This window comes from Secundilactobacillus yichangensis, assembly GCF_016861565.1.
GTDB classification, from domain to species: Bacteria; Bacillota; Bacilli; order Lactobacillales; family Lactobacillaceae; genus Secundilactobacillus; species Secundilactobacillus yichangensis.
This window is the reverse complement of sequence record NZ_BOLK01000010.1, coordinates 1-22,892: the sequence shown is the minus strand read 5'-3', so window position 1 is coordinate 22,892 and position 22,892 is coordinate 1. Positions and strand designations below refer to the sequence as shown.

Sequence of the window (22,892 nt, the reverse complement as noted above, 5' to 3'; positions counted from 1 at the left end):
AGTATTGAGATTTATGACTAAACAATAAACAAAATCCTGGTAATTAGCAATGAACTGCTAATTTACCAGGATTTATTTTACCCAGATTATGATTAATAAAGGTTGAATCCACTGTCTTTGATTTACAGCATTACCTGATAGCTTCCCATTACGTTGTTCAGAAATGGTACTATTTAAGAGCAACTGATCAAAGTGATATAAATAATTTATAAAGAGATTTTTGAAAGGAAGTTCAAGATGAAAAACATTATTTTGGATTGTGATCCAGGGCATGATGACGCGTTAGCTATGATGTTAGCGATAGCTTCAGATAAGATTAAATTATTGGCGGTAACGACCTCTGCTGGTAACCAGACACCAGAGAAGACGCTGAATAACGCGATGCGGATGTTAACGTTGATGAAACGCGAAGATATTCCGGTTGCTGGTGGTAACCGGACGCCACTTGTAAAGCCGTTGGAAACCGCGGGTAATGTTCATGGTAAAAGTGGGCTTGATGGTGCTGACTTGCCAGATCCCGATTTTGAAGTGCAGGATATGACGGCAATTGAATTAATTGCCAAAACGCTCCGTGAGACTGATGGCAAAGTGACCTTGGTAGTCACTGGCCCAATGACTAACGCCGCACTATTCTTACGTGTCTATCCAGAACTTGCGCATGAGAAGATCGACCAAATCGTCTTCATGGGTGGCGCTATGGGTTTAGGTAATTGGACGCCATCCGTTGAATTCAACATCTACGTTGACCCTGAGGCGGCTAAGATTGTGCTTAATTCAGGTATTCCAACGGTTATGGCACCACTGAACGTGACGCATCAGGCGCAGATTAAGAAAGCGGAAATTGAAGCAGTTAAGTCGATTAAGAATCCAGTAGGTCAAGCTTTCTATGGCTTACTTGGCTTCTTTGAAATTTACCACGAGGATCCTAAGTGGGGGTTCTTCGGTGCACCGCTGCATGATCCATGTACGATTGCTTGGTTAATTGATCCAGAGATGTTTGAGACTGAGCAGATGAATGTGGATGTCGAAACTGAAGGTGAACTGGTCCGTGGTGAAACTGTTTGCGATTACTACGATTTGACTGGGAAGCCTAAGAATACGGAAGTGCTGTTGGAAATCGACCGAGATAAGTTCATTAAGTTGATTATGGATTCATTGGAGACTTTTTAATCTTAATATCAATGTTTGAATTTCCTGGATTTTTTCCTTTTTTTAGTTATTGTTTTTTATTGTGATTTTAAGTATTCTTATGATGTGAAGGAGAAATTTAAAAAAGGGGAGGCTAAAGAAGGGGAGATTTTACTATGAGAAAACCAAATGTCAGGATGTTAGGCTTTTTAGTTGGCGTGGGAATGTTATTATTTGCGTTGGGTGCTTGTGGTAGTCAAGAAAATGCGGCAAAAACAAGCAAAGTTGCGTTTATGAAGACTGCTCAAAACAGTCAGAAACAAGTCTGGTTCTTAACTTATTTGACTAGAGAAGTACACAAAGACACTCCGATGGAGCTTGCTATTGTTACACAAAAAGGTCGAGCAACAGCATATAGGCTTGATGATAATAAGAATAATACACTAAACAGTTTTAAAGGACTGAGTAACAAGCAGATAATTACTAAGATAAAGAAAGTTGATAAAGCGAGCTTTAATCTTGTTATAAAAAATCAAGAGACGGTGATCAAACGTGCAATTAGTACTGCTAAAGAAGAACTAAAAAACGATAAATCGAACTCTGAATATCGTTCAGATTTAAAAGTTCTCAACACCGGTCTCAGAAAATTCCAGTCGAAAAATTTTAAGTATCACTCGCCAGAATCATACAAATTGACTGCTAATGCTACGACTGATGACAATGATAAAAACTTGACTAAAGAAGTCATCCATTTTAAAGATGATAGGTATACTTTTGAATTTTCACCAGAAGACGCGAATGATTTAACAAAATTAGAACGCGTATCTAACTCTACTGACTATGTTGTGAAGTCAGATTCACTGTTTTTCCAACCGATACAAATTCTAAGCAAGTACTTTGTTGGATACTCTGGCCTAGATTCAAATCTAGGTTCTGATAAATATCAGTACTTAATTACACAAACGACTAACAAAAAAGCTTCTTCAGTATTTGATAATAAGAAAACGTCTGGTATTTCAGTGGATCAATAACAAGGACGTTTCTATACTAACTTTGCTAATTTGCTATTTTCCCCCAAAAGCTTTGCGACTTTTGGGGGATTTTTTATGACTTACATCAATAATTATGGTTTAAAATTAGTTGCTTTAATACCCTTTAGGAACTTTAAATTCATGCTTGATCTTATGGTGAGTATAGACAAATTGACTATCGACGAAGAGGGCGTAGTAATGATGACCGTGCCAGGTGACTTTTCCATGAGTGTAAAAAGGATATGCCCCTGAAGAGTGCTTCATTCTCGGCGTGTACATTGTATGGTAATGCGCAGGTTTAAAAACTTGCAGCTCTAGTTTGCTGGCGGGAATGAAATATTTACCTTCACGAATCGTGTGAGCAGTAATTTTAATGGTATCAGGACTACCGTACATATAGCCATACCAGGTTCCCCGCATATGAGTGGGGAACGTTGGTGTCTTAGCGGAAGCAGTGGTGGCAGTGGTAGCTGCCCCGATGCCAGTAAAACCAAGGCTCATTGCCAGTACGAGAGTTAACTTCTTAAAGTTCATTGTGATACACCTCTTAATGTTAATATCTTAATTCGCAATAAGTATAGCATTACCGTGAGTGAAAGGCAGTAAACAATTTAGGGAAAGGTGTTGAGTAGGGCGCTTTTTTTGACCCGCAAATCGACCAACTATTAGCCAGTAAAACTAGAAAGTACTTTTACTAATGCAATGGTTAGCCTATACTAAATCTATCTTAATTAATCTAAGGGGGATTTCGATGAAAAAATTTAACGCATTACTTTTAACTTTAGGACTGGCAGCCGGTCTATTCACATTAACGCCCAATCAAGCACATGCCGCCACTTGGCATAAGGGGGCACCGACCGCTATTCGGGGGAACTGGTTATCTACGGTGCCGCGTAAAAAAGATCCGGCAGCGGGCTTTGCGCCTCAGTACCGGATCTCTAAGAGTCGTCTCACCCGTAATATATCCAACATGTCGGGTGAATTTGCTAGTCATTTGTCGTGGCGAAAGATTGGTCACATTTACTACGTCAAAAGCTATGTCAAGCCTAACGGAATGGTGCTTGGCGGCCACGTGACTTATAAGTTCTACAAGTCAGGAAAAAGTACCATGTATGATCAACCAACTAAGCACCATCTGAAGCGCGGTTATGCGTTTAAGAAAGTTGCTAAGTTTAGAAGTTGGTACTAATTCAAATTAAATTAAGAATTCATCTATGATATACTCTTAACATACTACTTAGGAGGAATATACATTCATGAAAAAGACGAGATTGGTCGCAGTCACCGCTGCAGTGTTAATGGGGACATTTGCAACGTTTAGTACGGCTGAAACCGCGCAAGCTGCCACTTGGCACAAGAACGTACCATCAGCCATTCGGGGGACCTGGAAGGAAAAGGGCGGCGACTTAAATTACAAGTTCAAGATTACATCGAGCACCTTCAAACTGAGTGCCCGCCTTGGTGATCCGCAAACTGCCAACAAGGTCACGTACCACCATGCAAAAGGCAGCAGCTACTATTACCTCAGGGGCCACGAAACGGCTTATACCAGTGGCCGCGAACTGCTTTACTACAAAGTCAAAAAGACTGGGAACCATATTCGAATTGTGAATTACCTGACGACACTTGGCGGTTCTAGCTACAAGAGTTCTCGTTATATGCCATTTAGTTTCTACAAATAAGAACGTAAAAAATGGGCAAAGCTGCAATTTAAGCTTTGCCCATTTTTTTAAAACAAACTAGAAGTCAAATTATGCCAAATAACCTGGTAGATTTATGAAATTCGTGCATGGTGTCGAGCAAAATCATGTAAAATTTGTAAATATCGATTATCCTTATAGATTCATGTTCAAGTCACCTTTTGATTTAATTTAACTTGCGAGCGCTTTCTTTGGCTCGTATGATTGATTTATAAGCTTAATATAGTTTACGTTAACCAGAGTTTTATTCTCACGATTGCTTAAATTGAATTAAATGCAAAGGAGTAAAAAATATGAATAAATTAGTCAAACTTGCGGCCTGCACAATGATGCTGGCTGGCGGCGCTGCGCTGGGGACCGCTTATCAGCCAGCCGGTTCAGCAATTACTGCTCAAGCGAAAAGTAAAAGTACTAAGGTTGTGAAGGTCAGCTATAAGAACCTATCCAAGAAAGCCTACCACGTCACATCTGGCACCTTTTACACCACCAGTCATTTAACCAAGGTCGCTCACTACGGCACGCACTATAAGAGCACCACGTTCTATACTTATAAGCAGGGAACAGTTAAACGCGCCAATGGTAAAACGGCCGTGTACTACTACGTAAAATCAAGCAATGGTAAGGTTAAGGGCTGGATCTGGCACTCTTCTCTTAAAGCAGGTGCCGCAAAGAAGGCTGCTTCAACTACGCCAACATCTCAGACCGTTCAGGTTGCAGTCAATGGGCCAATCTCTGCTGGTAACCCAACGTATGCATCCGGCACCGTTAAGATCAAAAAGGGTGCGACTGCTTTTTCTGTCCTGCAGCAGATCTGCAAGGCTAAGGGTGTGCAATTAAGCTACTCTGGTAGCGGCGGCAGCACTTACATCAAGAGCATCAACCACAAGAAAGTCGGCACTAGTTCTGGTGGCTGGATTTATACCGTTAATGGTAAATTCCCCAACACCAGTGCCGGCAGCCATGCCGTTCACGCTGGCGATAAGGTGCACTGGGAATGGACAGTTAACGCGGGTGACCGTGGTTACAACTTCTAATTGATCACACTAAAATAAAGGACTAAGGTTGTGCGACCTTAGTCCTCTTTTTTAGTATAAATTAGTTCTCATGAATCAGTTCATCTTGCAGCTTAGCCAATTTCGTCGTCATGTAAACGTGGTACGTATCCGGATTGGTCAGCCGCTTAGTTTCATCAGGTAATTCGGCGAGAGATTGCTTACTGAATGCTTGAATATCTAACGGGCGGGTAGCATGCTGCTTCAAGTCCACTGGCCGTAATAATGGGACCGCGTCGAAATTACCTAACTTCTGAACTTTGCTGACGCTGAGCGGGTTACTGTCGAAGGCATCTAGTTCATGCTGGTCGGCAACTGGTTCATCAGCTAGGGCAATTAAGTCCGCGAAAGCGTCACTGGTGCCCTGACGGTAAAGCCGGTAAACCTGTTTTTGACCGGGAATCGTGACCTTTTCGCGGCTGTCGCTGACCTTGATTTTAGGAATCAGTTTGCCGTTTTCTTCAATGGCGGCTAACTTGTAAACACCGCTTAAAACCGGTGATGAGGAGCTGGTGATCAATTTTTCACCGACCCCGAAGTTATCAATTGGGGCGCCCTGATGCAGCAGTGATTCGATGATACCTTCATCCAAAGCATTGGAAATGGTGATCTTAGCTTTCGGGAAGCCGGCGTCGTCCAACAGCTTTCTTGCCTGACGCGAAAGGGAAGCAATATCGCCGGAATCGATACGGATACCCACGGGTTCGTGACCGCTAGCGCGCAGTTCCTTGAACACGGTAATTGCGTTTGGAATCCCGGAGTTGATCACGTCGTAGGTGTCAACCAGCAGAGCACTGTTGTCCGGGTAGTACTTCGCCCATTGACGAAAGGCAGTGAGCTCGTCCGGATAAGCTTCGATCCAGCTGTGCGCCATGGTACCGGCAACGGGAATGGAAAATAACTTGCCGGCTAACACGTTGGAAGTGCTGGCCGCACCGCCAATGACCGCGGCCCGGGCGCCGTAGATCGCGCTATCGGGACCCTGAGCACGGCGAGCACCGAACTCCATGATTGGCCGGTTACCGGCAGCGAAAGTGATCCGGCGTGCCTTAGTCGCAATCAGCGACTCGTGGTTCAAAATGGTCAGCAGCAGGGTTTCTAACAGCTGAGCTTGGGCAATCGGTCCCTCCACGGTCATTAATGATTCCCGTGGGAAAACGGGGGTCCCTTCAGGAATGGCCCGCAGATGACAGTCAAATTTAAAGTTCGCTAAGAAGTCCAGGAAGTCCTCATCCCAAAGATGCAGGCTCCGGAAGTAATCAATGTCTTCCGGTGTAAATGAAAATGGCAGCGCGTCGATGATCTGCTGCAGCCCGGCAGTGATGACAAAACTGCCTTGATCTGGCACTTTCCGGAAGAAGATATCAAAGGTTGCTCGGGTATCGGGCATGTCTTTTTGAAAGCCGTTTGACATCGAAAATTCGTAAAGATCAGTTAATAAAGAAAGATTACGCATGATAATCGTCCAATCCTTTCATGTTGAATTGGTGTCTTGACACCCCATGAAATATTGCCCTTATCTTAGCATATCTGACCGGGAGGGGTTAAGGGTATTTCCGTAAAAATTACTTTTATTCCTGGAATTTGGTATGATAGTAATCGATGAGATCAATTAATTTCAAAAAAGTGGGTAATGTCATGACAAGTTCAGAACGACGAACGCAAATTCAATCAGTGCTGTCAACCAGCCAGGCGCCCATCAGTGCCAGTGAGTTGGCGCGGCGTTTCAAGGTCAGCCGGCAAACCATCGTGGGGGACGTTTCCCTGTTACGGGCCGGGGGCGAAGGCATCGTTGCCACGGTACGCGGCTACGAATACCAGCACAAGGCGGTTCACGAAGCGGTGCTCGTCTGCCGTCATTTTCCCAGTGACAGCGCCGACGAAATGCGGCGGATCGTGACAGCTGGAGGCGTGATTGAAGACGTGGTGGTTGATCACCCGCTTTACGGTCAAATTAGAGCAAATTTGCAAATCAGAGATATTGCGGACGTGAACCTGTTTGCAGCGAAGATTAAGCAGCAAAACGCGCACTTATTATCGGAACTCACGGACGGTGTGCACACCCACACGATTGCCTACGATACGCCAGAGCAGCTGGCTGCAATTCAGGCGACTTTGCGGGAAGCGGGTTACCTTTATGAAGGCTAATTAACGGGCAAGGTAGCAGAGCGATGCTGCCTTGCCTCTTTAGTTAAAATTAAAAAAATAGGCGTTTAAGTTGAAATCGGTTTTTAGAATTAATAACATGGCAGTGAAAGAGTTTTCAATGTTTGATTGGAAGAAGGCGATAGTTTAGCGAGAAAGCGTATGAAAATTAAACAGAAAAGCATTTATGTATAAAACTGGTTTATGATGGATTAATGCGACTTAAATTTATTTTTGGGCAATAACTCCGGTCTTCCTAATGGAGATGTGATAGATGCAAAAGAAACTGAAGAATATGAGTCAAGTTAAAAAGTTCAAGTTATACAAGTCAAAGTCCCAGTGGGTCGTGGCAACGCTGGCTTTTGCCGCGCTGGGACTGGGTGCAACAGTGACTACGGCTCACGCTGAAACAGCGGTTCCTAGCGAACCAGCAGTTCAAGTTCAAGAACAGAGCCAAACTGTACGACCTAGTGAAGTTCCTAAAGCACCGGCTACCACTCAGCCAGCGGATAAGGCGCAGCAACCGGCTTTAACGCAATCTGATCAAAGAACCGCTGAAGTTAAAGCCCCACAGGCCGTTGATAATAAAGCTGATACGGACGCGAACAAAATTGCCACGGCTAAAAAGGCTGCAACACCGACTTATCAAGATTCCGAGAAAACACCGGCCATTACTGCAGTGAAACCGACTGCCAACGACACGATTACTTGGAGTGCTGATCATAAAGGCAACGTGACGATTTCTGGCGGCACCATTAATGTACATACGCGATACATTAATGGCAGTGAGAATCAAGATCAGTTCAGCTATGATCCATCACAGACGAGATCGATCACCATTCAGGATTCCTTAAAGGTAGTAGGGGATGCCGCTAATCTATTTTCTAATATGGTTCACGTTACCACCATTAACGGTTTAGATAAGTTAGACACTTCCGCCGCCACAAATATGCACCATCTTTTTGCCAATGACAGTGCGCTGAAAACTTTAGATTTAAGTCACTTTAACTTTGATAGATTGAGGGATGCTTTCAAAGAGAACGTTGATTCTCAACTGGCACATATGCTGGATGGGACAACCGGCTTAACTAAAATTACGGTAAATGCCATGACACCAGGGAGTAAGAATGGTGCCACTACGGGCTTAGCATTAGTTAGTCACGCAACAGATCCCACCCCAGCTGTCTGGCAGAATCAGGCAACGGGTGAAGATTTGGACGTCAACCACCCAGTAACTAAGCCAAACGTTGCAGCGACTTACATTTTGACCCCGATTCAGCAGCCGACCAATGACGTGATTACGCCACGGAATGTAGCTATCTTAGAAGGTGAGCCTACACCGGCCTTTACCACTACAAGTAGCGGAACCGACTTGAAGGGGTTAACCTTTACTAATCATGATTTCTACTTTACAGATAGTGACAACAACGTTCCCAAAAAGGTGCCGACTGCTCCGGGTATTTACGGAATTCATCTAAACGCTGGTGCCGTTGATCGGATCAAGCAAAGCAATCCTAAATACCGCGTAACGTACAAGAACGTTGGCGCTGGCACCTTTACGATTAAACAAAAGGCTAACGCCATTGTTAGCTTTTACGATGAGGAAGGGCAGCGGACCTTGCCAGACAAGTACAATCAAACCGTGACGGGGGCGGTCGGTGAAATTTCGTACACGGTCATTACGATTCCGGACAATTATGAACTTTCTGGTGATAATCCTGGAACTAGGCTCAGTCATGATGGCAGGCTGATATATGACCACAAAATTACAGGCGACGCAACGGATAACGTGAAAGTGAATTTGAAACACCACCACACGACTGGTACCACTCGGTCTGTCGATACTATTAATTTAACCGGCTTGCCGAAGCCTAGGAAATTGCAGGTGCCAATCAGTTGGCGCACTGATACGGATGAAGTGACTAAGCAAATGACGTATTCGCCAGCAAAGACAACGGTGAAAGCACCTAAGATAGCTGGCTACACGCCGGAGTCTCAAATCATTCCACTTGAGAAGACGAGTACCAAAGCTCCAGAGGATCGTACAATTAACTTTGCCTATACTCCAAACCAAGTAACGGCGGATGTCCCGATTCCAAGTAACCTGGGGGCACAAACCATGCTTGGTGTGACCGGTAAAACGGGTGATCAGCTTCAACTTGAGGTTCCAGATATTCAAGGGTATACGGCAGACAAAAGTGGGGTTTCGGTAACGGTGAACCCCGACGGTACCATCATGGTGGATGAACCTGCAGCTCAATCAGGCGATAAAGGTTATGTGACCTATACACCAAACCAAGTAACAACGGATGTCCCGATTCCGAGCAGTAAAGGGCCTCAAATCATTCTCGGTGTGACCGGTAAAACGGGTGATCAGCTTCTACTTGACGTGCCAATTATTTCTGGGTATACGGCCGATAAAGAGACAGTGTCAGCAACGGTTAACCCTGATGGCACGATCACTATTGACTCGCCCAATACTAAACCAGGCGATCAAAACTATGTGACGTATAAACCAATCGCCAAAAGTGATTCTAGTCATGAGGGTGTGCAGAGTGATTTCGGCGGTCCATTGACTACTAATGAGGATGGTACTGGAATGCCCGATGCAACGGTTGGCGATAATGGCATGGCAGCACCAATAGTAATATCCGGTGGTGAAGCGATCAGCCCAATTGCTCATCATACCCCAGTGGCTGGCCAGGCAACCAATCCGGAATTTGTGGCTAATGCTAATAGTGACAGTACTACCAGTGCTATCAGTTCTGCAAAGGGTACAAACACCACAAATACCGCAAACGCCACTGGTCAGGGACAACCGGCAGAAATGCTGCCATTAGCTGGTCGTACTAAACAAACACCAGCTAATACAACTGTCACCAACAGGACACAAGCGAAATTACCGCAAACCAACGAATCAAACGTCAACCTTTGGACGCTGTTAGGAATGGGGGTGATGAGTCTTCTAAGTCTGCTGGGAATCACTAAGCGAAAGAAGTCCGAAGATAATAGCTGATCGTGCAGCATTCAATGACAAAGAGAGGTGAACTAACGGCGAATAATTAGCCTATCTTGAAACCGAATTCACTTTCTGCATTACAGCGAAGGCGAATGAAATGAACCTCGCAATCCGGTATACGGGCTGCGAGGTTCATTTTGTTTTTAAATTAAGAAAGCTTATTTACCGCCGCTCAGGAAGTGGTCGATGGCTTCATTGGCCGATTCACGGTCAGCTTGCTTAACGGTTGAAATCGGGATGCCTTCAGCGCCGCTCAGCGCCAGCAGGATGTCGAAGAATGGCGGTTTGATGCCTAATTCATCCAGATCATCCAGTGAAATGGTGTAGCGAATCGAGGCTTCATCGTTGTGCTCAACTTTTTGAACCCAGTGCGGTTCACGGATGTTTTCCCGGCCCAGGGCGACTAAGTCAAAGCCCACGTCAGTAGCTTTGGCTGCGTCAGCTGGAGTTTGAACATCGCCGACAACAATCATTGGAACTTTACCCTGCAGGTGTTCTTTGATGGTTTCGTTCAATGGTGTGGTGATAGATTTGTCGATTAAGGATTTCCGCCAAACGTTGCTCATTGAAACGTGCAAATAATCGATTGGCTGATCCTTCAAAACGTCCACCAGCTTCAGGGTGTCATCAAAGGTGATCCCTGGCTTTTCGATTTCTTCTGGTGAAATTCGATAACCAACAATAAACGGCTTGTCAGCATATTTGTCGACGGCGTCATTAACTGATTTGATCACTGCCAGCGGGAACTTCATGCGCTTTTCAAGCGTGCCGCCCCATTCATCGGTACGCCGGTTCGAGTTAGGTGAGAAGAATTGCTGAATAAGGTAGGTGTTGGCACCGTGAATTTCCACGCCGTCAAAGCCGGCTTGAATCGCCCGGCGAGTGGCTTCACCAAAATCAACGATGGTTTGTTCAACTTCTACCGATGTTAATGCACGGGGTTCTTCTGATCCGGCACGGGCAGCGGCGACCGCGCTGGCACTAACGGGTTGTTTTCCTCTTAAAATGGCGGTTGAACTCATTCGGCCGGCACTAAAAATTTGTAAAACGGCCTTAGTCCCGTTTTGCTGGATGGCTTTAGCCAGCCGGTGCAGGTCGGGGATGAACTTGTCATCATCAACACTGAGCTGACCTTCAAATCCTTTACCTTCTTCGTTGATGTAGGCAACGGCGGTGATGTAAAGCCCGACACCGCCGGAATGCTTACGATAGTAGTTGACCTCATCGCTGGTAACGTGACCGTCATGGAACGCCATGCATTCAGTCAGAGGCGGGATAACCACGCGGTTCTTCAACGTAATGTCCTTGTTAGGGAACTTGAAAGTGTTAAGAAATGAGTAAGTCATGAAAATTTCCTCCATTCTTATTTGTGATCCTTGTAACATCTCATTACGATATCAACAATTAAAACATTGGAATTAATTAGAAACGTGAAGTGTTTTCAGATAATTCGCCCGCGATTACCTCCTCTGTCATCTTGTGATTATTGTAACATATTTGATGATGACGGGAATTAGAAAGGTTTGATTTTCAAATTAAATTATTTTCAGAAAGACGTCAAAACCACCTGAATCGAACACATTTCAGGTGGCTTTACTTTAATGGTAGCAGTTAATGTGCATCTAACCAGCGCCGGGTTTCCGTCATCCACTTAAAGCGGATATTTGGCAGGCCAAATTCTTCAGCCGCGTGCCAAGATTGAGGGAAGCGGGTCATTTCAACATCGACGTTTCGGTGCTTCAATGCGGTGTAGAATTCCTCGGCTTGTGAAATTGGGCAGCGCCAATCCCATTCGGAACTCATCAGGAAGGTAGGCGTGGAAACATGGTCAGCATAGGCTAAGGGTGAAAATTGCCAAAGCCGTTTAACGTCAGTGGTTTGGGTCAATAATTCTTTGGTGGTGAAGCGGATGCCAATATCACTGGTGCCCATAAAACTGACAAAATCAGTCAGCGGGTTTTGAATCACCGCGCCGGCAAAACGGTCAGTATGGCCGATCATCCAAGAAGACATGTACCCGCCAAATGAAAGACCGCCAACGTACTGCTTTTTCGGGTCGAACTCTGGGTGGTGTTCTAACACGTAGTCCATCCCTGTTAACAGGTCGGTATAGTCTTTATCACCGTACGCGCCTTGATCGGCCTTCATAAATTCAGCCCCATAACTGGCACTGCCACGGGGATTTAGCAGAACAACGCCGTAACCAGCTGCCGCCAGCACCTGCATTTGCAGGAAGAAGGTGTTCCCCCAAGCGCAGTGCGGCCCGCCGTGGATGTATAAGAACAGTGGCAGGTGATCTTTTTGAGAAGTCAGCGGTTGATACAGCCAGCCTTCTAGTTGGAGACCGTCTTTAGCGGAGTAGGTGAATTTTTCTGGTTTTGAAAATTCGTGAGCTTCATCAAAGGCCTGGTTGACGTTGAAGTCGGCAGTGAACGTGCCCGCTTTTAGTGTTCCTAACAGGGAAGGCTGGTCACCGGTTGTATAGCACGCCAGCACCTGGCCATCTGGATCCAGCGTCCAGTCCGTGACGTGAACGTCTTCGTTACAAGCGACCTGGATTTGTTTGCCGTTTGAACTGTATAATTTGCTATGACCATGGACCTGCGTCAGAAAATAAAAGTGGGTTTCGTCGCGCCACGCAAAGGGACGATGACTCAAATTGATACTGTTATCTGGCAGGTATTCATCACTGAGATTCTCGTCCAAATCACTGCAGACATCCGTCAATTTCGAATCAGCAAAATCGTATTCATACACGGAACGGTTTCGGCAGGCCGACTTCGCCGCGTTTTGAGCACTGACCAGCAATTTAGTTGCTTGAGGCGAATAGAGCGCGGTATCAAACAACCAGTTCTGATACGCTTGGGTCAGATTCGTTAATGCGCCAGTTTGAGTATCGAGCACCGTAATGGCGTTGTTATGGTGGTTTTCGTCATCGGCTGAATAAGCCATGATCAAGACTAACTGAGAGCCATCTGCATTGGCATCGCAAAGCTTGAACTCGGTTGGCGAGCTGAGCAGTTGGGTTTGCGTTTTGCTGTCAGCATCGTATTCGTAGAGGTCATAGGAGACCTGGTTCGGCAAAAAACCGTATTCATCGGCAGCAAAGTGTTCCGCCGTGACGTGGCGGACCGTTGGAAAATCAGAGTACTGTGTAATTGGTTTCTCGTTAGTCTGCACGACTTTAAAGAAGACCCGATTAGTCTTTTTAGCAGTGACTAAAGTGTCAACTGGGTAAGGACTGACCTGTTTATCAGGCTGACCATTTCGGTGCTCAAACAAGGTAAATGGCGCGTGCTTAGCAAGTTGACCTTTATAATAGAGGTAATCTTTTGCGGCATGGCCGTCTTTCGAAGCAAACAAGTCCGGGTTAATAACTGCTTGTTCGCGATAATCGTGGCTGAACGCCACAATTTGCGGTGTGTAGTCGTTAGCGGTTCGGCTCAGCAGGTTATTCGTGGCGAATACTTGATTCCAACTGACCACTGGCTGGCTGAGTGAAGTGATTTCATACAAATCTTCTTCGGTTAAAGTTGTTTTCATAAGGAACCTTCCTTTAAATCATAATATCGTCTTCGCCGGAGCTAATCCTTCGCGTATTGACGCAACAAAGTCGCTAAGAAGACGGAGGCTTGCTGGTAATCCTGCAGCCGGAAATTTTCGTTTGGCGCGTGAGGGTTACCGTTAGCGTTTCTGATACCCACTGCAACGATGGGGGCCTTAACTTCATTGTAAAAAGCAAGCATTGGGCCGCCACCTGGCTGATTGGGAACGAGTACCACGTTATCAGCACCATAAACTTGTTTGGCAGTGCTGAGGTTTTGCTGAACAAAGGTGTCTTGAAGCGGAGTCTTGAAGCCAGGTTCGCCAAGGTTAAAATGAAGCTTTAAGTCAGGAAAACCGTTTTTAACTAGCTGCTTTTGAATCAGTTCGGCGCTTTTAGCGGGATCCTGGCCGGGGACTAGCCGGCAGTCCAGCTTGGCGTGAGCAGTCCGGGGGATGATGGTTTTGATCCCTTGACCTTCGTAACCTGAAGTAAGGCCGTTGATTGTTAGTGTTGGCTGCGTCATCACTTCGTGTACGGGTCTGTCAGTGGTCAATCCATTGACCAGGCCGAGATTTTTAACGGTTGCAGTTTTATTAAATCCGGTTTCTAGTCCATCTACCACTTGGCTTTCGTAATCATCTAGCGGTTTCACATCATCATAGAAGTGGTCGACTAAGACGTGGTGCTCTGAATCAGTCAGGCTTGAAAGCCCCTTAACCAATCGCCAAGCGGCATTGTCCACGTAACCGGCAAGCGATGAATGGATATCAGTGCTGGCACTCTCAACGGAAACGTCAAAGGAAGCGATTCCTTTTGTGCCAGCGATAACTTGAAACTTCTCAGCGGCGTTTTTTCCGCCGCCTTCCCAGATCATCGCGTCACAAGCTAAGTCAGCGGCGTGGTTCTTAATGTAGGGTGTAATGTCCGGGCTGCCGATTTCTTCTTCACCCTCCACAAAGAACTTCAGGTTGCAGGGGAAACCGCCATTTTGTTTAAAGTAGGACAGCACGGATAGGCGGGACATGAGCTCGCCCTTATCGTCGCTGGCGCCACGGGCCACCAGCTGGCCGTCTACTATGGTCGGTTCAAACGGATCAGTGTGCCATTCATTTAAAGGTTCTGGTGGCTGAACGTCGTAGTGATTGTAGAACAGTACCGTTTTGTCACTTTTTCCTTGGAATGAAGCAAACACGACGGGATTTTGATATTCGCTAAACAGTTTGATTTCATCAGCGCCTAATGATTTAAATTTTTGGACGAGATAATTCACAGTTTCATCGATGCCCGTATTTTGAGCTGAAATACTTTTCAGGCGTAGATAGGGCAATTGGTTATCCAAATCGTTCATCATAAAATCGGCTATCTGATTAAAATTGGTGGTCACTTTCATCGCTCCTTCGTTTGATTAAATTATTTTTCAAGGTAAGCATTCTTCAAGTACAGTCCTGAGGAACCGGCATAAGTGATGTTCTTCAATTTTGGATTGTTTAAAGTCACGTTGGACCCTTGATCCAGTGGAATGACAGCTTGATCGTTCATCAGTGTCTTTTCGGCAGCTTGGAAATCAGCGTAGCGTTTTTGCGGGTTAGCAGCGTCCGTAGTTGCCGCGGCGTTGACATCTGCGTCGTAAGACTTATTACTATAGTTCCCCATGTTGATACCATTTTCGGAAGTAAAGTGCGGCATCCAGTCGGATAAGTCAGGGTAAGATTGAACAAAGCCGAATGATGCCATGTCAAATCCCTTACCACTTTGCATTCTAGTGACGCCCTGGGTTTGCGGCAGCAGGGTGACGTTTACCTTTAAGCCAGAGAGTTTTTCAGCCGCGGCCTGAACGTATTCGGCTTTGTCCTTTTCACCATCGAATCCTAAGTAGTTCAGGGTTACTTGTTTAGTACCCAGCTGTTTTAATCCTTTATCCCAGAGCTTTTGTGCGGTCTTAGGATCGTATTTTACCGTTGCGCTGGAATCGGTATCGGCGGTAAATTCCTTGCCGGTAGCGGGGTTTTTAGTAACGCCAGCAGGGACGGAACCAGTTGGGGCCTTTGAACCGTTTTTGAGAACGTTATCGACTAGCGCTTTGCGGTTAATACTCATGGAAAGTGCCTGGCGGATGTTCTTATTTTTAAGCGCTGGACTATTGAAGTTAAGCGCCAAGAAATCTAATTGACCACCTGGGTAAGCTGTGTAACCAGGGTTGTTCTTTTCTTCAGCCGCCTGCTGACCGCTTAATGTAATGTTGTCGAGCTTTTTAGCCTGATATTGTGAAAGCGCAGTTTGCGGATCCTTTTCGACTTGGAAATTTACTTGATTTAATTTCACGGTATCCTTGTCCCAGTAATCCTTGTTTTTTCTCAAAGTCCAAGAGTTCTTGGATGAGGTCCAGTGATTAAGCGTGAACGGACCGTCGTAAACCATTTTGTCGGAACTGGTTCCGTATGCTGAACCGTACTTTTCGACCACCTTCTGATTTTGAGGGAAGAAGGTGGTGAAAGCTACCAGGTACTTGAAGTACGGAGTAGCACTGTTTAATTTCACCTGTAAAGTGTCCTTATTCAATGCCTTGACGCCGAGTGAACTAGGCGACTTTTTGCCGGCAGCAATGGCCGTGGCGTTCTTGATGGGCGCATAGAGGTAAGCGTGTGAAGACTTGGTTTTAGGGGTAACGGTTCTGCGCCAGCCGTAAACGAAGTCCTGAGCAGTGACCGGATCGCCGTTGCTCCACTTGGCGTCGGAGCGAAGATGGAAAGTATAAACCGTACCGTTATCAGTGGGCTTCACCAAACTTTTTGCCACACCGGGAGTGACGTCTGTTGAATTCTTTAGCTGATACAGACCTTCTTGCGTATTGTTTGCGAGCTGCAAGTCTTGGATTTGAGTCACCATGGCGGTGTCTAGGGTACCGACTTGTTCTTGTGACATCATGTTAACGGACTGGCTCACACCGCTAGCTGCGTAACTTGACGCACACCCAGCAAGGGTTAAACCAGATAATCCAACAACAGCTAACGATATGTATTTCCCGTGTTTCATATGTAAAACCTCCAACGAAAATAATTTGTTATTGGCTAAGGGTGGGTAACGAAAAACGCCCCATGGATAAAATATCCATAGGGCGTCTCCGCGGTACCACCTATTAGTCACTTAACATCAAAATATGTATGTATAAGTCTCACTGTTAGCTTGATTAGCTAACGGCACGATAATGGGTGCAGGCCATTGGTTAATTAACCACCGCTCCAAGTTGATCGTTCACCGTTGATCTGCACTTTCCTGTTTCAGCCTAATCAGGAATCTCTGTGTGTGCGAGAATCAGGGAACACTCTTCACTGCGTTTGAATATTAAAACTAGTTGTGTAAATGAGAACAGCATTACAATAAAACTTTTATTTTGGATTGTCAAACCCGTTTTTGCCAATTTTATCAAATGACTTTATTTTTTGTATGCTACATTGTGCAGATGGAACAGTCGATAAAACATCTCGTTGGTAGTATCATTGCACGTTTTATAAGGCATTAAAATGAGAACACAAATTGGACTGGGAGAGGGTTTAGAAATATTATTTCGTATACAAATTATTTTCTGTATGATAAAATAATTAGAATCCACTAAACGGAAAGTTAACATCCCGAAAATTATTAAGCTACTGGAGGCAGTCTTGTGGATCGAATCAGAGTTAATTTTTTAGCTGCTGTAACTGAGATCAGCATCTTTGAATCTTTACCCGTACGCGTTTTGGTTAGTTTGAAGTGGATACATAAATGATAAATACGAAAACGGAGCTCCGCTTACCGCCACTGTTTATGGCCACGTTGATGCTGAACGCGGGTGCAGCTTTCATGTGGCCATTAACGACCGTTTATATGAATAAAACATTAGGCAAATCACTGACTACTTCCGGGACAGTGCTTTTAATTATGTCCCTGCTAATGATTGTTGGAAACTATATTGGCGGTTTCCTGTTTGATCACTGGTCACCATACTTGACCGGTCTGATTGGCGCTGGACTATCTCTGGCGGCAATGATGACGCTGATTTTCTTTCACGGTTGGCCAGTTTATGCCATCATGTTATTCGTTTCAAGTTTGGGTGATGGCATCACTGCCACTGTTCAAAATTCCTACGCGGCCACGATCACATCGTCGTCCACGCGACGAATTTTCAATCTGATGTATATTGGAATCAATATTGGGGCCGTTATTGGCACGCTATTAGTGGGATATCTTCTGGACTTGGGAATTACGGTGGTTTTCTTGGCCACTTCGGTTTGCTATCTCATGTTATTTTTGTTAATGCTGACGGAATTTAGAGTGACAGTTCAGCCAACGCAGGATGTAAAGGAGACAGACGTAAAAGTACCCCAATCAAATCTGCGGGTGATCTGGTTAGTTTGCCTGATGATCTTTGCAATTTATGCCAGTTATACACTGTGGGAAAGTGTTTTGTCAGTACACATGACTAATCTGCACATTCCGTTTAAAAACTACAGTTTATTGTGGACGTTAAATGCGGTGCTGATTGTTTTCGGTCAACCATTAACCACCAAGCTGTTTGCTAAGCATCACCTTTCAACTCAGGTCGGGGTCGGTGTTTCCTTTTTGGCAGTGTCGTTTTTCCCCCTGATTTTCGCTAAGCAGTATAGTACTTTCGTGATTGTCATGGTGATCCTAACGCTGGGTGAAATGATTGGTTTTCCCGGTTTACCTACTTGGATCGATACCCTAGCTAAAAATGGGTCAAAGGGGAAATACCAAGGGATGTTTAACGTTGCCTTGTCAATGGGGAGAGCAGTCGGACCATTGTTTGGTGGTGTTATGATCGACTTTTTTAACTATCAAATTTTATTCTTCACACAGGTGCGGTAATTGTTTTAACGCTAGTCATCGCGCTGACGGCAAATTCACGTTTAGGAAAATCGAATAGTTGAGATTGCCCAAAAAGGCCACTGGAATTTTTTCCAGTGACCTTTTTGGGATAAAACGTATTTAGTTATTTTCATGTTTCCGTTGCTTACCAATACCAAACAAGCTTAGGATACTCATCAAACCGAGTCCCAGCACTGACCAAATGGTTGTAAGGTGTTCGTTAGTTTGCGGTAACTTCGGTGCGGCATGACTGTCAGATTGAGTCGTTGACTGACGGGCGCTGCCGGTTTGCTTGGTAGGCGCTGTTGCTTGTGACTCGTCGGATGCCAATTCTTTGACATGGTAGGTATAGTGCACATCCATCTTTATCCCAGCAGCGTTGCCACTTGTGGTTGCGGTACCGTCAGAAGAATCCGTGGTGACTTGGTTGTGATCTGTCGTAGTGGTTGTTTTGCCAGTATCATCACCAGGGGTCGTAGTGATCGGTGTTCCGGTGTCGTGATCACCAGTTGGCGGCGTAACCAGGTTATTTGGATTTACCGGATTATTTCCTGGAACGTTAGTCCGTGATTGCGAATGGTTTGGTACTTCACCATTAGTGTAAACGGCTGGAGGTACTTGAGCTTTAAACCAGGCACGCGGGCCACCATCGGGAACTTTGCCAGTAGCGTAAACGGCTGGAGGTACCTGGGCTTTGAACCAAGCACGTGGGCCACCATCGGGAACTTTGCCAGTAGCGTAAACAGCTGGCGGCACCTGAGCTTTAAACCAAGCACGTGGGCCACCGTCAGGCACCTTACCAGTAGCGTAAACAGCTGGCGGCACCTGAGCTTTAAACCAAGCACGTGGGCCACCGTCAGGGACTTTGCCAGTAGCGTAAACAGCCGGTGGCACCTGAGCTTTAAACCAAGCACGCGGGCCACCATCGGGAACTTTGCCAGTAGCGTAAACAGCCGGCGGCACCTGAGCCTTGAACCAAGCACGTGGGCCACCGTCAGGCACCTTACCATTAACCATAGTATATTTAACGATTAGATTTAACTGTTTAGCCGTTGGTACAGCGCTGTTGAGGTCAACCGGTAACGCGGGTTCTATCTTAGTATCTGGCACGTATTCGGGATTCGTTGTCGGGCTGGTAACTGCTTTAAATGTTTGTGCGGCAGACCAGTTGCCATGGGTAGTGGCATGGGTCACTGAATCCGTTTGATCAGTACGCGTGAAGGTCATATGTGTCACGGATGGCTGGTAAAGCTGTGAGCCATCGCTTGCTCTGACATAATTAATGGTACGGGTGACGGTTTGCACCACTTGCGCTGATTGTGTTTGATGCGTTAAATAGACGTTAAATGTCTGAACAGCATCGTTGTCATGGTCAAACACAATGCCGCCTAAAGTTGAATCGCTTAGCGGGTCATAGGCGTATCCTGCCTTAATGTAAGCAGCTACCGCTTTTTGGTCAGAATAGTTGAGTTTAGTATCACTTGGGCCATTAAAGGTCATAGTTTGTAGCAGTTTATTTTCAGTTTTATCCCAAAACTTAACGTTGACAAGTTGGCCGAGATTACCGTTTTGGACGTATAAGTACGTGACCGTTCCGTTATTTCCGGCAGTTTTCAACGTGCCAGCTGCAGGAAGCGAACCGTCATACAGACGAACGTATTGATATCCTTTAATCAGCTGTGGAGACGTGACATAGGGATCACCAACAAGCGTGCCAGAAGGGTAACTAACCCTGCCAACGTAATTTGGAATCTCTTTGACAGTTGATGGATCAACTGGCGCGGTGGGATCCGTTATAAGTGTGGTATCCGTTGTATAAACGTACTTAACATCGACCGTTGCAGCTGGTAAATAACTGAAAGAGTCGAGACGGAATTGCTGCAGGTTCTTGTTAGCCGCGGTGCCAGCAGAAATGAAGAAGGCAGTGCTGGTTTTGTCAGCAGCCCAAGCAGTAATATCTTTTTGCCATTCCTTATTATCGTACTTAACGGTGAGTGTCTTTTTACCTTTGCCATCGTAATTCGGATCGTAAATGATTTCGATTGGTTTAAATTCACCAACCCAGTTTATCGCATCGACTTTGGGATCATCAGTTGGTCCCGGAGCGGGCTCGTCAATTGCTTGAGCGCTATCTGGCCCAGATGTAACGCCAGTCGTGGACACGATACCCGGCGTATCACCCGGCAAACCAGTTGCTTTTGAACTTTCGATGAAGGCACCAAAGGTTTGGCCGCCGCCATAACCAGGCGAGTTCGGTTTTTGCGGGCCGTTGCTAAACTGTAGTGGATCAGCTGTGGCGTCGTTGGAAGTGTCCCAGTTGAAAGTGGTGTCTGCTTTCCAGCCAATCGCGTCTGGAATACCGCCGAGGCCAAGACCAGCACCGCCGTCACCGACCACGTCACTGTTGGCATCGTGGAAGCCAAATGCGATACCGTCACCACCACCATGGTTGACTTGATCAAGGGCACCCAGATTGATCTGTCCTTTCAGGTCAAAACCTTGGTTAAGACTGATCTTATTTTTGAGAGTTGCACTACCTTGCTGGTTGTTGGCCTTGTCAGTGAGGGTTATAGTTCCCGGTTTTGTACTATCAAAATGAGCGTTGCCGTGGGTCTCAAATGCCTGCTCGACTTGTTCGGGTGAAAGGGTTATTGGCGCAGCAGGGGTATCCTGATTTTTTGAAGGTGCAGTTACTGATGTCGAGTTGGCATTTTGTTCGCCTTGCTGTGAAGTGGACGAGGCATTAACTGATGAACTGTCCGAAGCCGAGACCGACGACGTAGCTGAAGATGAGCTATTCTGAACACTCGTCGATTGCTTGTTTGATTCAGACGTACTTGCAGTTGCTTGGCTAACTTTTGCAGCACTCGTTGTAGCGGCTTGTACAGGATGGACACCTAGTAATGAAGCTGAGGTTACACTGGCAAACAGTATGCCGCAAACCATCCATTTCCTTCCAGATTTATACATCTTAAAGCGACACTTAACATCCTGATTATTTCTTAATGCATTAGTTCGCATGTATTTTCCTCCTACAAATGATAATTAATTATTGAAACTTATGTAAAACGATTTACGCATATTAGAATTTACGAATTTTTTATTAGGACAGTCAAACTTAAAGATTAGCTATACCATCTATTAGTATAATACTGTACGTATTTATTGTATAAGAGCTTAGATATATTTCAATCCATTTTTTAACATTTCTTTTACAAATTACTGTTCAACAGGATTAACCATTTATCGGGTTAATTTTCAGCTTAGTATTAAATGTGCTAGATTACTTAAATCGGCTTTGAAAAGGTATAAGGGTCAGCTAAATATAGTCTTTTGAGTGGCTTTACACTGAACGTAATGTGCAGCTGGTCATAATCATTCATCAGTTAATACTGCACAAAAAGGCCGCTGGATTTGCTCAGCGGCCTTTTCAAATAAACGTATTCTAATGTATTCTTAATTAGTTGCTGTCATGTTTCCGTTGCTTACCAATACCCAATAAACTCAAAATGCTCATTAAACTTAAGCCTAACAGTGACCAAATAGCCGGGCGCTGTTCGCTGGTTTGTGGCAACTTAGTGGTATTAGTTAACGATTGACTTGCGTGTTCAGATTGCGTAGTTGCTGATGCTGGCTGCGCTTGTCCTTGGCTAATTGCAGAGTTAGCAATTGCGTGCGCGTGACTAGTCTGATTTGTGACGCCAGTTGCGTTGTCAGTAGCATTTTCAACATTATCATTCACATCATTAGTCGTCGTGTGATTATTGGATGTACCAGTTGACGTGTCGGTATCATTACCGGTTGTCGTCATGATTGGTGTACCCGTACCATGATCAGTTGTTGGCGTCGTAGCGGTTGGTGTGCCAGTACCGTGATCTTCCGTTGGTGTTGTCACAGGCGTATTTGGCTGTGACGGGTCATTTTCCGGCACATTCGTGCGACTTTGTGAATTGTCAGGAACGGATGGGGCATTATCAGGGACCTGTGTCCGTACTTCTGGCAGAGCAAAGACTGCCGGGCCGACTTCTTCGCGGAATTGCGGATCGGTGGTAGGAACTTCGCCAGTAGCATAAATGGGATCACCGAGTTGCACTTTAGTCCAAACTTGCGGATCAGTAGTAGGAACTGTCCCAGGTTTAGAAAGCGGTTCGCCAACTTTCACATTAGTCCAAACCTGCGGATCAGTAGTAGGGACTGTCCCAGGTTTAGAAAGCGGTTCGCCAACTTTCACATTAGTCCAAACCTGCGGATCAGTAGTAGGGACTGTTCCAGGTTTAGAAAGCGGTTCGCCAACTTTCACATTAGTCCAAACTTGCGGATCAGTAGTAGGGACTGTCCCAGGTTTAGAGAGTGGTTCGCCAACTTTCACATTAGTCCAAACTTGCGGATCAGTAGTGGGTACCG

At 45.5% G+C, this 22,892-nt stretch carries 16 protein-coding genes; 8 read left to right on the top strand and 8 right to left on the bottom strand.

All coding sequences use genetic code 11. The features are described 5' to 3' along the window. Positions 1-237: 237 nt before the first annotated feature. Complete coding sequence (rihA, locus tag JUE95_RS08520) at positions 238-1,170, top strand: pyrimidine-specific ribonucleoside hydrolase RihA (RefSeq protein WP_203650706.1); 933 nt, start codon at positions 238-240, stop codon at positions 1,168-1,170. Positions 1,171-1,304: 134 nt separating this feature from the next. Continuing rightward, positions 1,305-2,159 carry a hypothetical protein gene (locus JUE95_RS08515; RefSeq protein ID WP_203650705.1) on the top strand — a complete coding sequence of 285 codons (855 nt, stop codon included), beginning with the start codon at positions 1,305-1,307 and terminating at the stop codon, positions 2,157-2,159. Positions 2,160-2,273: 114 nt separating this feature from the next. On the opposite strand, the gene JUE95_RS08510 is transcribed toward JUE95_RS08515, so the two are convergent. Continuing rightward, a complete protein-coding gene (locus JUE95_RS08510; protein WP_203650704.1) occupies positions 2,274-2,693 on the bottom strand; it encodes a hypothetical protein in 420 nt (139 codons plus the stop codon). 217 nt (positions 2,694-2,910) lie between these two features. On the opposite strand from JUE95_RS08510, the gene JUE95_RS08505 reads away from it, so the two are divergent. The 3 genes from JUE95_RS08505 to JUE95_RS08495 all read left to right on the top strand — a co-directional run bounded on the left by JUE95_RS08505 (position 2,911) and on the right by JUE95_RS08495 (position 4,893). Beyond that, on the top strand, positions 2,911-3,348 hold the full coding sequence (locus JUE95_RS08505; protein WP_203650702.1) for a hypothetical protein: 438 nt from the start codon (positions 2,911-2,913) through the stop codon (positions 3,346-3,348). A 67-nt stretch (positions 3,349-3,415) separates the two neighbouring features. Further along, complete coding sequence (locus JUE95_RS08500) at positions 3,416-3,841, top strand: hypothetical protein (protein ID WP_203650701.1); 426 nt, start codon at positions 3,416-3,418, stop codon at positions 3,839-3,841. 311 nt (positions 3,842-4,152) lie between these two features. Beyond that, positions 4,153-4,893: a DUF4430 domain-containing protein gene (locus JUE95_RS08495; RefSeq protein ID WP_203650700.1), complete on the top strand. Its 741-nt coding sequence runs from the start codon at positions 4,153-4,155 to the stop codon at positions 4,891-4,893. A gap of 61 nt (positions 4,894-4,954) precedes the next feature. Here JUE95_RS08495 and JUE95_RS08490 read toward each other — a convergent pair whose 3' ends face one another. After that, on the bottom strand, positions 4,955-6,367 hold the full coding sequence (locus tag JUE95_RS08490; RefSeq protein ID WP_203650699.1) for a nicotinate phosphoribosyltransferase: 1,413 nt from the start codon (positions 6,365-6,367) through the stop codon (positions 4,955-4,957). A gap of 182 nt (positions 6,368-6,549) precedes the next feature. On the opposite strand from JUE95_RS08490, the gene JUE95_RS08485 reads away from it, so the two are divergent. Together JUE95_RS08485 and JUE95_RS08480 are read left to right on the top strand one after the other, a co-directional pair. After that, positions 6,550-7,059: a transcription repressor NadR gene (locus tag JUE95_RS08485; RefSeq protein WP_203650698.1), complete on the top strand. Its 510-nt coding sequence runs from the start codon at positions 6,550-6,552 to the stop codon at positions 7,057-7,059. Between the two features lie 271 nt (positions 7,060-7,330). After that, complete coding sequence (locus JUE95_RS08480) at positions 7,331-10,072, top strand: MBG domain-containing protein (protein ID WP_203650697.1); 2,742 nt, start codon at positions 7,331-7,333, stop codon at positions 10,070-10,072. Positions 10,073-10,233: 161 nt separating this feature from the next. Here the strand turns inward: JUE95_RS08480 and JUE95_RS08475 are convergent, their stop codons facing one another. From JUE95_RS08475 to JUE95_RS08460, 4 genes are all read right to left on the bottom strand, one after another. Next, positions 10,234-11,421, bottom strand: coding sequence for an NADH-dependent flavin oxidoreductase (locus JUE95_RS08475; protein ID WP_203650696.1), 1,188 nt, complete (start codon positions 11,419-11,421; stop codon positions 10,234-10,236). Between the two features lie 265 nt (positions 11,422-11,686). After that, positions 11,687-13,618 (bottom strand): S9 family peptidase, encoded by a 1,932-nt coding sequence (locus JUE95_RS08470; RefSeq protein WP_203650695.1) that lies wholly within the window; start codon positions 13,616-13,618, stop codon positions 11,687-11,689. A 41-nt stretch (positions 13,619-13,659) separates the two neighbouring features. Beyond that, complete coding sequence (locus JUE95_RS08465) at positions 13,660-14,973, bottom strand: M20/M25/M40 family metallo-hydrolase (protein ID WP_203650830.1); 1,314 nt, start codon at positions 14,971-14,973, stop codon at positions 13,660-13,662. A 59-nt stretch (positions 14,974-15,032) separates the two neighbouring features. Next, positions 15,033-16,655, bottom strand: a complete 1,623-nt coding sequence (locus JUE95_RS08460; protein ID WP_203650693.1) for a peptide ABC transporter substrate-binding protein — start codon at positions 16,653-16,655, stop codon at positions 15,033-15,035. A gap of 729 nt (positions 16,656-17,384) precedes the next feature. Between JUE95_RS08460 and JUE95_RS08455 the strand changes: the two genes are divergently transcribed. Further along, the gene (locus JUE95_RS08455; protein ID WP_308440902.1) at positions 17,385-18,488 is read left to right on the top strand and encodes an MDR family MFS transporter; all 1,104 of its coding nucleotides are present in this window, start codon (positions 17,385-17,387) and stop codon (positions 18,486-18,488) included. 120 nt (positions 18,489-18,608) lie between these two features. Here the strand turns inward: JUE95_RS08455 and JUE95_RS08450 are convergent, their stop codons facing one another. Both JUE95_RS08450 and JUE95_RS08445 read right to left on the bottom strand, forming a co-directional pair. Beyond that, positions 18,609-21,509, bottom strand: a complete 2,901-nt coding sequence (locus tag JUE95_RS08450) for a lectin-like domain-containing protein (RefSeq protein WP_203650691.1) — start codon at positions 21,507-21,509, stop codon at positions 18,609-18,611. Positions 21,510-21,948: 439 nt separating this feature from the next. Then, the coding region (locus JUE95_RS08445) for an LPXTG cell wall anchor domain-containing protein (RefSeq protein WP_203650689.1) at positions 21,949-22,892 on the bottom strand (944 nt) is incomplete at its 5' end.